This is a genomic window from Streptomyces sp. NPDC053427 (genome assembly GCF_044544985.1).
GTDB lineage: Bacteria > Actinomycetota > Actinomycetes > Streptomycetales > Streptomycetaceae > Streptomyces.
The window spans coordinates 694,416-709,598 of record NZ_JBITYA010000002.1; the positions used below are offsets into that span (position 1 = coordinate 694,416).

Annotated in this window: 12 protein-coding genes; 3 read left to right on the forward strand and 9 right to left on the reverse strand. The window is 74.2% G+C overall.

The window, feature by feature from the left end; all coding sequences use genetic code 11:
• Positions 1-200 precede the first annotated feature (200 nt).
• The 6 genes from ACIGWZ_RS07750 to ACIGWZ_RS07775 all read right to left on the reverse strand — a co-directional run bounded on the left by ACIGWZ_RS07750 (position 201) and on the right by ACIGWZ_RS07775 (position 9,430).
• Positions 201-2,534 carry a xanthine dehydrogenase family protein molybdopterin-binding subunit gene (locus ACIGWZ_RS07750; RefSeq protein ID WP_400061865.1) on the reverse strand — a complete coding sequence of 778 codons (2,334 nt, stop codon included), beginning with the start codon at positions 2,532-2,534 and terminating at the stop codon, positions 201-203.
• Positions 2,535-2,661: 127 nt separating this feature from the next.
• Complete coding sequence (locus ACIGWZ_RS07755) at positions 2,662-4,947, reverse strand: 2Fe-2S iron-sulfur cluster-binding protein (RefSeq protein WP_400061867.1); 2,286 nt, start codon at positions 4,945-4,947, stop codon at positions 2,662-2,664.
• Entirely contained in the window at positions 4,944-5,840 is an 897-nt protein-coding gene (locus tag ACIGWZ_RS07760; protein ID WP_400061869.1) for an FAD binding domain-containing protein, read from the reverse strand. The genes ACIGWZ_RS07755 and ACIGWZ_RS07760 overlap by 4 nt, the downstream gene beginning before the upstream one ends.
• Positions 5,841-6,140: 300 nt before the next feature.
• Positions 6,141-7,874 carry a beta-N-acetylhexosaminidase gene (locus ACIGWZ_RS07765; RefSeq protein ID WP_400061871.1) on the reverse strand — a complete coding sequence of 578 codons (1,734 nt, stop codon included), beginning with the start codon at positions 7,872-7,874 and terminating at the stop codon, positions 6,141-6,143.
• Between the two features lie 94 nt (positions 7,875-7,968).
• Complete coding sequence (locus ACIGWZ_RS07770) at positions 7,969-8,262, reverse strand: DUF3039 domain-containing protein (RefSeq protein WP_026169910.1); 294 nt, start codon at positions 8,260-8,262, stop codon at positions 7,969-7,971.
• Positions 8,249-9,430, reverse strand: a complete 1,182-nt coding sequence (locus tag ACIGWZ_RS07775; RefSeq protein ID WP_400062037.1) for an MFS transporter — start codon at positions 9,428-9,430, stop codon at positions 8,249-8,251. The genes ACIGWZ_RS07770 and ACIGWZ_RS07775 overlap by 14 nt, the downstream gene beginning before the upstream one ends.
• Before the next feature lie 132 nt (positions 9,431-9,562).
• Here ACIGWZ_RS07775 and ACIGWZ_RS07780 point away from each other — a divergent pair, with 132 nt between their 5' ends.
• Entirely contained in the window at positions 9,563-10,489 is a 927-nt protein-coding gene (locus ACIGWZ_RS07780) for a LysR family transcriptional regulator (RefSeq protein WP_400061873.1), read from the forward strand.
• Here ACIGWZ_RS07780 and ACIGWZ_RS07785 read toward each other — a convergent pair.
• Both ACIGWZ_RS07785 and ACIGWZ_RS07790 read right to left on the reverse strand, forming a co-directional pair.
• Positions 10,486-11,166, reverse strand: coding sequence for a hypothetical protein (locus tag ACIGWZ_RS07785; protein ID WP_400061875.1), 681 nt, complete (start codon positions 11,164-11,166; stop codon positions 10,486-10,488). The genes ACIGWZ_RS07780 and ACIGWZ_RS07785 overlap by 4 nt on opposite strands.
• A gap of 172 nt (positions 11,167-11,338) precedes the next feature.
• Positions 11,339-12,010, reverse strand: coding sequence for a YqgE/AlgH family protein (locus ACIGWZ_RS07790; protein ID WP_400061877.1), 672 nt, complete (start codon positions 12,008-12,010; stop codon positions 11,339-11,341).
• 296 nt (positions 12,011-12,306) lie between these two features.
• Here ACIGWZ_RS07790 and murA point away from each other — a divergent pair, with 296 nt between their 5' ends.
• Positions 12,307-13,674: a UDP-N-acetylglucosamine 1-carboxyvinyltransferase gene (gene murA / locus ACIGWZ_RS07795; protein WP_400061879.1), complete on the forward strand. Its 1,368-nt coding sequence runs from the start codon at positions 12,307-12,309 to the stop codon at positions 13,672-13,674.
• A gap of 123 nt (positions 13,675-13,797) precedes the next feature.
• Complete coding sequence (locus ACIGWZ_RS07800) at positions 13,798-14,463, forward strand: HAD family hydrolase (protein WP_400061881.1); 666 nt, start codon at positions 13,798-13,800, stop codon at positions 14,461-14,463.
• 170 nt (positions 14,464-14,633) lie between these two features.
• Here ACIGWZ_RS07800 and ACIGWZ_RS07805 read toward each other — a convergent pair whose 3' ends face one another.
• Positions 14,634-14,915 (reverse strand): HU family DNA-binding protein, encoded by a 282-nt coding sequence (locus ACIGWZ_RS07805; RefSeq protein ID WP_030069353.1) that lies wholly within the window; start codon positions 14,913-14,915, stop codon positions 14,634-14,636.
• Between the last annotated feature and the right edge of the window lie 268 nt (positions 14,916-15,183).

Sequence of the window (15,183 nt, forward strand, 5' to 3'; positions counted from 1 at the left end):
GGCAGGGGGCGGGGGGCCTCGATGAGCCGAACAGCGCGGACGGGGCTACGAGTTCAAGGCCATCCGGGTCCTGACGTCCCCGCCCCACGGGCGCGCACCTGCCCTCGCGGTGCACCTGCCCTCGCCGTGCGGGCAACCGCGCTCATACACCCGCCCACCCCCCGAAGGGGGGTGGGCGGCGGGGAAAAAACACCCCGCCCCTACTGCTGCACCACCTGCGCCACCGCCGCCTGCGGGCGGATCGGGAGGCGGCCGATGGGGCGGCCGGTGGCGGCGCGGACGGCCGAGGCGACGGCGGCCGGGGAGGTGACCACCGGGACGGCGCTGGCGGGCTTGGCCCCGAAGGGGGCGACCACATCGCGTTCCTCGACGAGTTCGACGATGCGGATGTCGGGGGCGTCGAGGGCGGTGGGCAGCGCGTAGCCGGTGAGGTCGGGATGGCGGACCTGGCCGCGGGTGGTGCGCAGGTTCTCCATCAGGGCGGCGCCCAGGCCCTGCGTGACGCCGGCCTCGATACGGGCCCGCAGCTGGCGCGGGTTGAGCACCCGGCCCACGTCCTGCGCGACGGCCATCTCCACCACGCGGACGGTGCCCAGCTCGATGTCGACGTCGGCGACGCAGCGGATGGCGGCGAAGGCCAGGCCGACGAACGCGTCGCCCTGCCCGCCCTCGTCCAGCGGCTCGGTCGGGTGCGGCCGGCACTGGGCGGTGGCCCACAGTTCCTTGCCGTCCAGCGCCTCCGCGACGGTCGTGCTGAGCACCCCGTCGTACGAGGTGATCTTGCCCTCGGTGATGCTGAGCAGCTCGGTGGACATGCCGAACTTGTGGGCCAGCGGCTGCAGGAGCTGCGTACGGACCATCTTGGCGGCGCGCTCGACGGCGCCGCCGGAGACCCAGGTGTGCCGGCCGTGGCAGGCGGGTCCGGCCGGGGGCTGGTCGGTGTCGACGCCCGCGACGTGGACCTCGTCGACGCCGAGGGTCTCCTGGACGATCTGCCGGGCGAGGGTGGAGAACCCGGAACCGGTCTCCACGGCCGCGCAGATGACGGTGGCGACCGAGCCGCTGACCTTGACGGTGGCGGTGGAGACCTCGTCGGTGCCCTCGGCTCCCAGCATGTGCACCATGCCCAGCGCATAGCCGACGCCGCGGCGCACCGCGCCCGGCTCGCCCGCGCCTTCGGGGCCGCCCGGCAGCAGCCATTCCGCTTCGGGGGCGTCCTTGGGCAGTTCGGGCAGCGGCGCTTCCTTGACGGCGCGCAGGAGTTCGGCGACCGGGGCCGGGCAGGTGACCGGCTGTCCGGTGGGCAGGAGATCACCGGTGGCCATCACGTTGCGCATCCGGATCTCGTCCGGCTCCAGGCCCAGCTGGGCGGCCAGCTTGTCCATCTGACCCTCGTAGGCCGCGCACACCTGCATCGCGCCCTCGCCGCGCATATGGCCGGACGGCGGGTTGTTGGTCCGTACCGCCCAGCCCTCGATCACGGCGTGCGGGACGACGTACGGGCCGCAGGAGAACGAGACGGCGGCGGCCAGGGCCTCGGCGGAGGTGTCCGCGTAGGCACCGGCATCCATCAGGATCTGCGCCTCCACCTTCACCAGCTTGCCGTCGGCGTCGGCGTGGTGGCGGTAGCGCAGCAGCGTGGGGTGGCGGTGGGCGTGTGCGAGGAAGGACTCCTCGCGGGTGGCGGCGAGCTTGACCGGGCAGCCCGTACGCAGCGCCAGGAGGCCGAGCGAGAGCTGGATGCCGGGGTCCTCGCGGTCGGCGGTGGCACCGGGGACGCCGGTCACGACCACCTTGACGCGCTCCGGGTCGAGGCCGAAGGAGGCGGCGGCCAGGTCGCGGTCGGTGTGCGGATCGGTGGAGGCGGTGTAGATCTCCACGCCGCCGTCGGGGCGCGGCACCGCGAGTCCGGCCTCGGCCCCGATGGGGGCCGGGTCCTGGCGGCCGATCCGGTAGAGCCCCTCGACCATCACTTCGCCGACCGCCTCGGCGTCGCCGAAGCGGAGCGGGATGTGCCGGATGAGGTTGCCGTCGGGGTGCAGCGGCTCGGCCTCGAAGGCCAGCTGAGGGTCGGTGACGGCGTCCAGGAGCTCGTACTCGACGGCGATGGCGGCGGCGGCCAGCCGGGCGGTGTCGGGGTGGTCGGCGGCCACCGCGGCGATCGGCTCGCCGTGGTGGCGGACCTCGTCCTTGGCGAAGACGGGGCGGTCGGGGGTGCCCCGGCCGTGCCCGGCGTCTCCGGGAACGTCGTCATGGGTGAGGACCACGTGGACGCCGGGCATCTCCGCGGCGTGCTTGGTGTCGATCGACAGGATCCGCGCGCGGGGGTGCGGCGAGCGCAGCACCGCGGCCCACAGCAGTCCCTCGGCCCACAGGTCGGCGGCGTACGGGAAGGTGCCCTCGGTCTTGGCCGACGCGTCCGCGGGCGTCAGCGAGACGCCCAGGCCGTGCGGCGGCGGCTCCACCGGCGGGACGGGGACGCCCGCCGCGGGGGTCGCGGTGGCCGCGCCGGCGCCGTCTGTCATGCCGCTCATGCCGAAACCTCGCTTCGCCCGGCCTCGCACTCGCTCGGCGCGCGCCTCTTCCCGACTCTGCCCCTGGGGGTACCTCCCGGCGCCGGCCGGGGGACTTCGGCCGGGGAGACCGCCCTGCGTCGGGCGCTCATGCGGCGCCTCCCGTCTGCGGATCGGCGCCCGGTCCCTGCTGGGGGTGGTGGCCGGGGGAATCCTGGTGGTGCGGGGCATGGCCAGTGGGGTCCGAGGGGCCCGCCTGGTGGGGGATCCGGGGCTTGTCCATCGGAGCGTCCGGCGGGGTCCGGTCCTCGGCGTGCGCCGCCTCGGCGGCCTCCGTACGGGCCTTGACGACCTCCTCGACGGCGTCCAGCACGCCCCGGTAGCCGGAGCAGCGGCAGAGGTTGCCGCACAGCGCCTTGCGGGTCTCCAGCTCGCTGGGGGCGTGGTTGCCCTCCAGGAGATCGTGCACGGTCATCGCCATGCCCGGGATGCAGAACCCGCACTGCACGGCGCCGGACGCGGCCAGCGCCCGCTGCACGTCGGAGGGCACGCCGTCCTGCGCGAGCCCCTCGACGGTACGGACCTCGCTGCCCGCCGTGGTGGCGGCGGGCACCAGGCAGGACGCGACGAGCCGCCCGTCCACCTGGACGGAGCAGGCCCCGCACTCGCCCTGCGAGCAGCCGTCCTTGGCCCCGGCGAGGCCGAGCCGCTCGCGGAGCACGTAGAGCAGCGACTCGCCGATCCAGGAGTCCGTGACGGGCCGGTCGGTGCCGTTCACGCGCAGGACGTAGGAGGCGGCGGGGTGTTCGTCGTGGGCCTGCTCGTCGGCGGCGCCGGCGGGGGCGAGGGTGTCGGGGACGGGGGCGGTGGGATCCGTGGGATCGGTGGGGTCAGGGGTGCCGGTGGGGTCGGGGGTGGTCTCGGGGCCGGCGTGGCCGGTGGAGTTGGCGAGCCCGCCCGTGAGTTCGGTGAGCTCGGTCGGCTCGGTGGGACCGGCCGGTGCGGCCGGGTCGACGGGATCGGCCGCCCGGGGCAGGTCGTGGTGCACGTCGTGGTGCGCGTCCTGGCCCTCGGCGGGTGACGGGGCGCCCACGGCCGCGCTCTCGGGCTCCGGGCCGGGCTCCGGCTCCGTCGCGGCGCTCTCCCCGGCCGCCCGTTCGTCCCCGTCGGCGGGACGGTCCTCTGCCGCCGCCCGGGGCTCCTCGTACGCCCCATAGGCCTGATAGGTCCCGTACGCCTCCCCGGCGCCGGCTCCCTCGCCGGCCCCGGGACCGGTCGCCGGGCCGACCGCGAATTCCCCGGAGTGGTCGGGCTGTTCCCCCTCGGCCACCGGGACCGCCCACCGATCGGCACCGGAACCGGCACCTATGCTCGGCGCCGCCTCCTCCGGCCGGGGGGTCGGCTCCTGCTGGGCGGGCGGCCACTGGGCCAGCGCGTCGGCCGGCAGCGACCAGTGACCGGTCGCACCGGCGGCCGGGGCGTCCGTCCGGCCGACGCCGGTCCCGTACGGATCGCCGTCAACCGCTTCACCGCCGTCCGCCAGGCCGTCCGTCGAACCGTCCGTCAGGCCGTCCGCCGGGTGGCTCGCCGCGTACGGATCGCCGGCGGGCGCGCGGAACGGGTCGTCGGCGGCGGTCCCGCCCTGCCCGGGCACGCCGGTCGTGGCGCTCAGCCCGGCCGTGAAGTTCCAGTGTCCGGTGCGGCCGGCTTCGCCGGAGTCCGCCGGAACCTCGGCTCCGCCGTAGGTGTCCTGATAGCCGCCCTGGTAGTCGGCGGCGCCCCCGGGCCCGGGGTGATGCCCCGCCTGCCCCTGGTGTCCCTGGTGTCCTTGGTAGCCCTGGTGGCCCTGGTGGCCCGGCAGGCCGTCCTCGCCGACCAGGTACTCGCCGGACTCCTCCAGGCCGTCGTCCGCCGCAGCCGGAACCGACCACGCTCCGGCGGCCTCCGCGCTGCCCGCGACCGGCCAGTCCACCCGGTCGCCGCCCCACGGCTGCGCCGCCTCGGGCGCGCCGCCCTGATAGATCGCGGCGGAATCCTGATGTCCCGCGTGACCCGAGTGATCGGTGTGGCCCGAGTGGGCCGGGTATCCGGCGGACGGGTCGACGTATCCGGCCGACGGGTCCGCGAACGGCATCGTCCACTGGCCGGTCGACGCCGGGTCGGTGCCCGCGTCCGGGACCGGTGGCGCGGCGGCGTGCTGGGCGAAGGAGGACGGCGGGGTGTAGCCGTGGCCGGGCGCGGCGAGCGGGTCGGCGCCCGGGTTGCCGTAGCCGCTGCCGTAGCGGCCGGGCACGCCGCCGTAGACCCCGGTGGTGAAGCCCTCGGGGAGCTGGACGAAGGCGGTGGCCTCCGACTCGTACTCGCCGCCCTGCGGGAGTGGTTGCCAGCCCTGTTCGGGGTGCGGCTGCTGCGGGGTGTGGTTGTCATCGCTCACGAGAGCGCCCTCCCAAGTGCGCGGCGGGCCAGGGCTGCCACCGTACGGCGCAGGTGCAGCGCGGCGGGCGGCAGGGTCACGGGTTCCGAACCGTCCTGCGGCGGCACCGGGTCGGGAATGCATGCAGCGGCCACGTAGTCGCCGAAGGCCGCCAGGGCCTCGGGCACCAGGCCGCGTTCGCCGTCCCAGTCGATGAGCGAGGCCACCCACTGCTCGGCCTCCAGGGGGCGCAGCGGCATCGCGGCGACCGCCCCGACGGCGCAGCGCACGCCGCGCCGGGCCGGGTCCAGGACCAGCGCCACCGAGGCGGTGGCCCGCCCGGGCCCCGTACGGCCGGTGGCCTTGAGGAAGGTCTGCGGGGCATGCAGCAGCGGTACCCGTACGAAGCCGACGAGTTCACCGGGGTGCAGCATCTCCCGGCCCGCCAGGAGGTGGCTGACGGGGATCTCGCGGCGCGCACCACCGGGGCCGGCGATGATCACGGTCGCTTCGAGGGCGGCGAGCACGGGCAGGGTGTCGCCGGTGGGCGCGGAGGTGACGATATTGCCGCCGAGCGTCCCGGCGTTGCGGATCTGCGGGGGTCCGGCGGCACGGGCGGCGGCGGCCAGGCCCGGGATCAGCGCGGCGAAGTCGGGGCGCCCCATCCGGGCGAGGGTGAGACCGGCGCCGAGCAGGGCGTGGCCGTCCTGGTACTGCCAGCCGCGGATCTCGCTGATCCGGCCGAGGCCCACCAGGGCTGCGGGTCTGAGGAGTCCGGCGTTGACGGCCGCCATGAGGTCCGTGCCGCCCGCGACCGGAACGGCGGCGGGCATGGCGGTGAGCGCCGCCACCGCCTCGTCGAGCGAGGCCGGCAATGTCACCGTTGGTGACGCCTGCGGTGCGTGGGTGGTCAAGCCAGCTGCCCCTTCCCCGGTGTCCCGGCAGTTCCGCTCCGCCGTACGGTACGTGCTCACGGCCCGGACGTGGCAACTCTGGCACATCTTCCCGGACCCACGGCGAGAGGGTCCGCGAAGCGGCGTTCCGTCCCCGGCGGCGCGCCGGTCCCCTTCGCCCGGCGCCTGCGGGGGTGCGGCGGGCGGCGCGGGGGTACGGCGGACGGTACGCACTTCGTGGGCGTTCACCGCCCGTATGGCGGTGCGGGGCCACCACCGTCCCAGGCTCCGGCCGTGCGGGGCCCCTTCTTGCGCACGGGCTCACACGTTTGGGGGCGCCCCGTCGATCGGGCGTCCGAGCACACCGGGGCGCCGCTGCCAGGGGTGCGGGCCGCCGGGCGGGCGGTAGTCGACGCCGAGGGCGTCGAGGCGGGCGTAATGGGCGGTCATCCGGCGGGCGAAGTCCTCGTGGTCGCGGTCGGCGGGGCGGGGCAGCCGCGCCCAGGCGACCTCGGCGAACGCCGCGAGCCGCGGGAAGACCTGGTAGTCGAGGCGCTGCTGACTGTCCATGGCCTCGGTCCAGACGTTGGCCTGGGTGCCCAGGACGTGCGCGGCCTGTTCGTCCGTCAGCTCCGGCGGCACGGGATCGAAGCGGTAGACGTCCTCGAGGGTGCGGACGAAGCCGATCGGCACCGGTTCGTCGGGGTCGGCGTGCTGACGGTGGTCCAGGTAGACCTGCTGCTCGGGGCACATGACGACGTCGTGGCCGGCGCGGGCGGCGGCGATCCCGCCCGCGTAGCCGCGCCAGGAGGAGACGGCGGCGCCGGCGGACAGGCCCGTTTCCGTCGTCCCGTCCCCGGGCGCCCGATTCCCGCCCTCGAGGATTTCGTCCCACCCGATCAGCCGTCTGCCGCGGCCGGCGAGCCAGCGGTCGAAGTGCCGGATGAACCAGCTCTGCAGCGCGTCCTCGCCGGACAGGCCCAGTTCGGCGATGCGCGCCCGGGCGGTGGCCGAGGCGCGCCACTGGTCCTTGGGGCACTCGTCGCCGCCGATGTGCACGAACGGGGAGGGGAAGAGGTCGAGGACCTCCTCCAGCACGTGCTCGTAGAAGCGCAGGGCGTTGTCGGTGGGGGCAAGTACGTTGGGGTTGATGCCCCAGGTGTCCCAGACCTTCAGGGAGGTGGTGTCGATGACGTCGGTGTTGCCGAGTTCCGGATACGCCGCGATGGCGGCCTGCGAGTGGCCGGGGATATCGATCTCGGGGACGACGGTGATGTGCCGCGCGGCGGCGTAGGCGACGATCTCGCGGATGTCGTCCTGGGTGTAGAAGCCGCCGTGCGGGCGGTCGTCCCACAGCGGCGAGGCGCGGTGGCCGAGTTTGGTGCGTGCGCGCCAGCCGCCGGTCGCGGTCAGCCGGGGGTAGCGCCGGATCTCGATGCGCCAGCCCTGGTCGTCGGTGAGGTGCAGGTGCAGGACGTTGAGCTTGTGGGCGGCCAGCAGGTCGAGGTAGCGCAGCACGCCGTCCTTGGGCAGGAAGTGCCGTGCGACGTCGAGCATCATGCCGCGCCAGGCGAACCGCGGTTCGTCCTCGACGACGACCATCGGTACGTACCACTCGGCCCGGTCCACGACCGGCGCCCGGCGGAACGCCTCGGGTCCGAGCAGCTGCCGGAAGGTCCCCGCGCCCCAGAAGACGCCGGCCGCGCTGCCGCCGTCGATGCGGATCGCGTAGCCGTCCACGACGATGCGGTAGGCCTCGGGCGCCAGTTTCCGGTCGATGGCGAGCACGATGCGGTTGTCGTCGTCGTCACCCGGCGCGAGCGGCAGCCCGGTGGCCGCGCCGATCGTGGACCGCATCCAGCGGGCCACGCCCTCGGTGCCGGGCCGGGCCTCGAGCAGCGTGTCGCGGTCCAGGGGGAAGAGCCCCTGGACGGGCGGCACCCAGCCCAGACGCCGCGGCCGCGGGATCAGGTCCGTATGTGCCGGGTACGTCTCTGCGCCGTGCGACTCCGCGCTGTCCGTTTCTGCGCTGTCCGTTTCTGCGCTGTCCGTCATACCGCCGAATCTGCCACGGCGGACATGCAGACGGCTCCGGTATGCGCGGATACGCACACCGGAGCCGCCTCACAGAGCCGCGGAAGCGGGCCGGCTACTTCTTGCCGCCGTCCTTGCCGCCCTTGTCCTTGTCGCCACCGGCGCCCATGGACTCGAAGATCTCCTTGCACATCGGGCAGACCGGGTACTTCTTGGGGTCGCGCCCCGGTACCCAGACCTTGCCGCACAGCGCGACGACGGGCGTGCCGTCGAGCGCGCTCGCCATGATCTTGTCCTTCTGGACGTAGTGGGCGAAGCGCTCATGGTCGCCGTCGCCGTGCGACACCTGCGGTGTCGGCTCTACGAGGGTCCCCGTACCTGCCCCGCGCTCGGGCTCAAGAGTGCTCATAACTGCCAAGGGTACTCATGCCCGCCGCAACCCGGGAGCGACGGCCTGTCGCCGTATGGAGGACAAGTCCCAGGGCCGCCACCCCGGCCGCCGCCCAGGGCAGCGCGTACGGGGGCATGCCCGCGGCCAGCGCGAGTCCGCCGAGCGCCGAGCCGACGGCGCTGCCCAGATAGAGCGCCGAATTGTTCAGGGCGAGCGCGATGGTGCCGCGGTCCGCGCTCAGTGCCAGCAGGCGGTGTTGCTGGGGCACCTGCATCGCCCAGCCTGCCGCGCCCCACGCCACCAGCGCGGCCACCGCACCGGGCAGCGCGGCGCCGGCCAGCGCGGGCAGCAGCGCCTGCGCCCCGACGACCACCACGAGCACCCCGCCGACCAGCGCCCGGACCCGCCCCGTACGGTCCACCAGCGGCCCGGCCAGCACACTGCCCAGCACCCCGCCGGCGCCCCAGGCCCACAGATACGGCGCCACCTCGCCGACGCCGCCCGCGGCGGCCAGTACGGGCGCGAGGTAGGTGTACAGGCCGAGGCTGGCGACGGCGCCCAGGAAGGACACCCCGACCACGGGGGCCACAGCGCGGTCCGTGACGGCCGTCAGCCGGGCGCGCAGCGGCACCGCGGGTGCGGCGGGTATCTGCGGCAGCAGCGCCGCGAGTCCGCCGAGCGCGAGGACGCCCAGCGCGGTCACCAGCCACAGCGTGGCGCGCCAGCCGGCGTGCTCGGCCAGCAGCACCCCGATCGGCACGCCCAGTACGGTGCCCGCGCTCATCCCGCCCATCACCAGGGCCAGCGCCCGCCCGCGCCGCCCTTCGGGGGCGAGCGCGGCGGCGGCCGCCGTGGACAGGGCCGAGTAGACGCCGGCCCCGGCTCCGGCAATCACCCGGGCAACCAGCAGCACCGCCAGTGAGGGCGCGAGGGCGGAGACGGCGTTACCGAGCGTGAAGACCGCGAGCGCGGCCAGGATCAGCGCACGGGGCCGGGCGGCGGCGAGCAGCCCGGCGACCAGCGGCGCGGCGATCGCGTACGCCAGGGTGAAGGCCGTGACCAGCTGGCCCGCCAGCGCGACCCGGGTGCCGATGTCGTGCGCGATGACCGGCAACAGCCCGGCCATCACATACGCGTCCAGGCCGAGGGTGAAGGCCCCCAGCGTCAGCAACCACACCTTGCGCACCGCACTCAACTCCCGTGATCGTCCGGGGCGGTGGGGAGGATCCCGGCCCCGGGGTGAACCGATGCGGGAAACGTAGGAGGTCTCCGGATGGCCGGGGAAATGCCCGGTGGGGTGCATTTATGCTGGGGCCGCATGGATGACGGCGGCACTCTCGACAACTGGTACGGGCTCGACGGCATCGAGCTGCGCCATCTGCGCGGCTTTCTGGCCGTCGCCGAGGAGCGCAGCTTCACCCACGCCGCCGACCGGCTGCGGACCGGCCAGCCCGCGCTGACCCGGGCCGTCCGGGCGCTGGAGACCGCGCTCGGCGCCCGGCTGCTGGACCGTACGACCCGGCGCGTCGAGCTCACCGACGCCGGCCGCCGCCTCTACGCCGAACTCACCCCGCTGCTCCCCCGGCTGGCCGACGCGCTCCGTTCGTCCACCGGGCCGGCAATCCTGCGGCTGGGTTTCACCTCGCTGCTGCCTGCCGCCTGCATCGGGCTCACCGCGGAATTCAAAGCGGCGACCGGTGCCGGCGTGCGGCTGGTGCGCCGGGACTCCCCGCTCGCCGGGCTGGAGAGGGCGGAGTCGGATGTCGTGGTGCTGCGCGGCGAGGTCCCCCGGGACGCCGGGCTGCGCAGCACGGTCCTCCTGCACGAGCCGCGGGTCGCCGCCCTGGCGCGTACGCCGCTGGGAACGTCGGCGGCGGGCGCCGTGCGCGCCGTGGCCCGCCGCCGGGTGCTGGACTGGGCCGAGCTGGCCGAACTGCCGCTGGTGGTCAACACCGTCACCGGCAGCACCCGGCCCCAGCTGTGGCCCGAGGGACGGCGCCCCCGGCTCGCCTGCACCGCAGGGAACTTCGACGAGTGGCTGGAGGCGGTGGCGGCCGGGCACGGCATCGGGGTGGCCCCGGACGCGGTGGCGCAGCGGCACACCCACCCCGGCATCCGGTACGTACGCCTGAAGAACGCGCCGCCCGTGCCCGTGCACCTGGCCCTGCCCGCCCGCGACGCGCATCCGCTGGCGGAACGCTTCTTCTCCCTGGCGCAGCGCGGAGATCCGTCAGAGGCGGCCTAGGACGCCACCGGCACTCCGCCCCTGTCCTCGGCCGTCAGGCCCAGCTCCACCGCGAACGCCAGCGCCGCCTCCGGGCGCACCGCGTACCAGGAATCCTGATCGCAGACCGCGTCCAGCAGCGCGGTGATGTCCGCCGCGCCGACCGTACGGGCCTCGGCGGCGGCGATGAAGGCGCGGACCGCGGCCGCCGGATCGACCTCGGTCTCGGTGACCGCCACCAGGTCCTCGACGATCCGCCCGATCGCGTCGTCACCCGTCCCGGCCCAGCTCAGGGCCATCTCCAGGCCGTCGTCCAGCATCGTCTCGGGGTACGGGGCGCGGGCCCAGGCGCCGTCCTGCCACCAGTAGACGAAGCCGAAGAGATTGCCCTCGGCGTCGTGGCGCATCCGCTCCCAGGGCAGCCACTGCGGACCGCCGGCCAGGAAGTCGATCTGCCGCTTCCCGCTGTGGGTGTAGCTGCCGTCCGAGTCCTGGCCGCACAGCAGGGCGCGGCCGTCGTCGTACAGCTTCAGCCGCCACCAGTAGGCGCCACCGCCGTTCCAGCACTGCAGCCCCAGAGGTCCCCAGGAGAAGTCGTCCCAGTCGTCCATGGCCGCCGCCACCACGGACAGCGTCGCGGCGCGCGCCCACAGCCGCTCCGGATGGTCCAGATCCTCGGGCACGCTCGGCCTGTGCATGGCGCTCCCCCGTTCGTGTCCGCGCGGCCGCGCCGTCGCGCCCGCGCACCGTCCCCTGCAATCCGAACCATAGCGACGGGGTCCGACAATTCCCCATGACGAACCCGTAACAAGCCGACCGTGAGGCGCCGTTCGGTTCGGTCAGGCGCCGTTCGGTTCGGTGAGGGGCCGTTCAGTTCAGCGAGGGGTCGTCCGGATACGTGGCGACCATGGCCAGTTCATTGCGCTGGCGCCGCAGCACCGCGCGCCACAGCTGCTCGGGATCGGGCGAGGAGACATCGCCCGGCTCGGACTCGACGACGTACCACGCGCCCTCCACCAGCTCGTCCTCCAGCTGGCCGGGGCCCCAGCCCGCATACCCGGCGAAGATCCGCAGGCTGCCGAGCACCGCCGCGAGCAGCTCCGGCGGGGCCTCCAGATCGACCAGGCCGATCGCGCCGTGCACCCGGCGCCAGCCCAGCGGCTCGTCACCGGGCGGCAGGTCGTCCGTGTCCGCGGCGGCCGCGCCCCCGGCCGCCGCATCGCCGCCGCCGGCCCGCGCACCGCTCTGCGCGGAGGCGACGCCGCCGTCACCCGACAGCCCGCCGGGCACCACCGCGACGCCGAGCGCCGAGTCCAGCGAGACCGGGCCGCCCTGGAAGACGACCCCCGGCTCGCCGGCGAGCGCGGCCCAGGGTGCGAGGATGTCCGCCACCCCGACCGGCGTGGGGCGGTTCAGGACGACGCCGAGGGAGCCCTCCTCGTCGTGGTCGAGGAGCAGCACGACCGCGCGGTCGAAGTTGGGGTCGGCGAGCGCGGGTGTGGCGACGAGCAGCCGCCCTGTGAGCGAGGACACCTCGGTCATGGGCACATGATCCCGCAATTCGGCCCGAAGCGGGGAGTCAACGGCCCGACCGCTGCAAGAGCAGGGCAGGGCGTACGGCGGCAGCACCGGCGCACGAGGCGAAGAGCAGATGACCCATTCGAGACATTCAGCGTCATTTTCAGCCAAAAGGCGATTACGGATCAAAGGCGGATCGTAGCGGAGCGTGTTGTGACAAAGCCATTACATGCCTAATCGGTGCACGGCCCTACGGACACGCCCTCCGGCGCCCTTACCATTTCTGCTTGGCCCTGCCCGTCTCCAGGAACGCGAGATCCATGACCGTCTCTACTGACGACGTACTGCTTGTCCACGGCGGCACCCCGCTCGAGGGCGAGATCCGGGTCCGCGGTGCGAAGAACCTCGTACCGAAGGCCATGGTCGCCGCCCTCCTGGGCAGCGGCCCGAGCCGGCTGCGCAATGTGCCCGACATCCGCGACGTCCGCGTCGTGCGCGGGCTGCTGCAGCTGCACGGCGTCACGGTCCGCCCGGGTGACGAGCCCGGCGAGCTGATCCTCGACCCGTCGCACGTGGAGAGCGCCAACGTCGCGGACATCGACGCGCACGCCGGCTCCTCGCGGATCCCGATCCTGTTCTGCGGCCCGCTGCTGCACCGCCTCGGCCACGCCTTCATCCCGGGCCTGGGCGGCTGCGACATCGGCGGCCGTCCCGTGGACTTCCACTTCGACGTGCTGCGCCAGTTCGGTGCGACCATCGAGAAGCGCGACGACGGGCAGTATCTGGAAGCCCCGCAGCGACTGCGCGGCACCAAGATCCGGCTGCCGTACCCGTCGGTCGGCTCGACCGAGCAGGTGCTGCTGACCGCCGTGCTGGCCGAGGGCGTCACCGAGCTGTCGAACGCCGCCGTGGAGCCGGAGATCGAGGACCTCATCTGCGTACTGCAGAAGATGGGCGCGATCATCTCCATGGACACCGACCGGACGATCCGGATCACCGGTGTCGACAAGCTCGACGGCTACAACCACCGCGCCCTCCCGGACCGCCTGGAGGCCGCCTCCTGGGCGTCCGCCGCGCTGGCCACCGAGGGCAACATCTACGTCCGCGGCGCGCAGCAGCGGTCGATGATGACCTTCCTCAACACCTTCCGCAGGGTCGGCGGCGCCTTCGAGATCGACGACGAGGGCATCCGCTTCTGGCACCCGGGCGGCTCGCTCAACGCCATCGCCCTGGAGACCGACGTCCACCCCGGTTTCCAGACCGACTGGCAGCAGCCGCTGGTCGTCGCCCTGACGCAGGCCTCGGGCCTGTCGATCGTGCACGAGACGGTGTACGAGTCCCGGCTCGGCTTCACCTCCGCGCTCAACCAGATGGGCGCGCACATCCAGCTCTACCGCGAGTGCCTGGGCGGCTCCGCCTGCCGCTTCGGCCAGCGCAACTTCCTGCACTCCGCGGTCGTGAGCGGCCCGACGAAGCTCCAGGGCTCCGACCTGGTCATCCCCGACCTGCGCGGCGGCTTCTCGTATCTGATCGCGGCGCTGGCGGCGCAGGGCACCTCCCGGGTGCACGGCATCGACCTGATCAACCGCGGCTACGAGAACTTCATGGAGAAGCTCGTCGAGCTGGGCGCCCATGTGGAACTGCCGAACAAGGCGCCGCGGGCCGAGCCCGCCCACGCGGAGGGCTGAGACCGCACCGGACGGCCGGAGCGCCCCGCCGGAGGCCTGAGCCCCGGCGGGGCGCTCCGGCCGCGGCGTTCCGGCCGGGTGCAGTCGACCGACGCATCCGGCCCGACCGAACAGCGAGCCCGTATGTCTTCTCCCCCCGCCCTCCCCGCCGCCCTCCTCTGCGACATGGACGGCACCCTCGTCGACACCGAGCACCAGTGGCTGGCCGCCGTCGCCGGTTTCCTGCGGGAGCAGGGCGTACCGGCCTCGGACGGGGTGCTGGCGGCGTTCGCCGGTGCCCCGGTGGAAGCCGCCGCCGAGCGCCTGGTGCGTGAGCACGGCATCGCCCTCGGCGTCCGCGAGACCGCCGCCCGCCTGGACCGGGACTTCACCGCCCGGGTCGCGGCCGGCGTCACCGTCCAGCCGGGCGCGCTGCGGCTGCTGGACCGGGCGCAGGCGCTGGGCGTACCGGCCGCGCTGGTCACCGCCTCCGAGCGGCATGTGGCCGATCTGGTGCTGCGCACCCTCGGGGCGCATCGCTTCGCGCTGTCGGTGGCCTCGGGCGAGGCGCCGCGCGGCAAGCCGCACCCGGACCCCTATCTGGCCGCCGCGGCCCGTCTCGGCGTCGACCCGGCGGACTGCCTGGCCGTCGAGGACACCCCCACCGGTGCGGCCGCCGCGCTGGCGGCGGGCTGCCGCCTGCTGGCCGTGCCGAGCGTGCCGGGCATCGTGCCCGGCCCCCGAACGGCCGTGGTCGCCTCTCTGGAGGACATTGACCTGACGGACTTCCCGTTCGCCCCGGCCGTCTGAGGCGGCGCCGCAGAACCGGCCACAGGGCCCGTACGGCCGGTGCGCAGCCCGCCGCCCGGGCCGCGGAACGGCGCGACGCGGCCAGGGCGGCCGAAAAGGCAGCCAAAAGGGCGGCCACCCCCGGAGGGATGGCCGCCCTTCATGGCTTCGTGCGGTGCTGCCTGAGGGTCTTACTTACCCTTGGCGGCTTCCTTGAGCTTGGAGCCCGCGGAGACCTTCACGCTGTAGCCGGCCGGGATCTGGATCGGGTCGCCGGTCTGCGGGTTCCGCGCGGTGCGAGCGGCACGGTGGGTGCGCTCGAAGGTGAGGAAGCCGGGGATGGTGACCTTCTCGTCGCCCTTGGCAACGATCTCGCCGGTCACCTCGGCGAGGGCGGCCAGAACGGCGTCGGCGTCCTTGCGGGTCACCTCGGCGCGATCGGCCAGAGCGGCCACCAGCTCACTGCGGTTCATGTTTGTACTCCCGTGTTCTTCTTGCCAATGAGGCGTGAGATCGAAGCCGATGCTGCCAGGGCCCTCGGACAGTCCCCGGACCCGGGTCTGCTGCCAGACCCTCGCGCCCGATTACGCATCCTGCCCCTACCTGCGGGACTAAAGCCAATCCGGAACCCTGGAGGGTCACACGAAAGTCCCACTGCCTCGTCATGGTGACGTTCCGTAGCACGCCGCTCCGGGCCGGCCCCACAGGGCGGCGGTCGTTTGCTGACCGCCAGCCTATGGG

Excerpts from the sequence above, each read along its gene's own strand:
- ACIGWZ_RS07750 (WP_400061865.1), bottom strand. The coding sequence starts at position 2,534 with ATGAGCGGCATGACAGACGGCGCCGGCGCGGCCACCGCGACCCCCGCG.
- ACIGWZ_RS07765 (WP_400061871.1), bottom strand. The coding sequence starts at position 7,874 with ATGACGGACAGCGCAGAAACGGACAGCGCAGAAACGGACAGCGCGGAG.
- ACIGWZ_RS07770 (WP_026169910.1), bottom strand. The coding sequence starts at position 8,262 with ATGAGCACTCTTGAGCCCGAGCGCGGGGCAGGTACGGGGACCCTCGTA.
- ACIGWZ_RS07780 (WP_400061873.1), top strand. The coding sequence starts at position 9,563 with ATGGATGACGGCGGCACTCTCGACAACTGGTACGGGCTCGACGGCATC.
- ACIGWZ_RS07785 (WP_400061875.1), bottom strand. The coding sequence starts at position 11,166 with ATGCACAGGCCGAGCGTGCCCGAGGATCTGGACCATCCGGAGCGGCTG.
- ACIGWZ_RS07790 (WP_400061877.1), bottom strand. The coding sequence starts at position 12,010 with ATGACCGAGGTGTCCTCGCTCACAGGGCGGCTGCTCGTCGCCACACCC.
- murA (WP_400061879.1), top strand. The coding sequence starts at position 12,307 with ATGACCGTCTCTACTGACGACGTACTGCTTGTCCACGGCGGCACCCCG.
- ACIGWZ_RS07800 (WP_400061881.1), top strand. The coding sequence starts at position 13,798 with ATGTCTTCTCCCCCCGCCCTCCCCGCCGCCCTCCTCTGCGACATGGAC.
- ACIGWZ_RS07805 (WP_030069353.1), bottom strand. The coding sequence starts at position 14,915 with ATGAACCGCAGTGAGCTGGTGGCCGCTCTGGCCGATCGCGCCGAGGTG.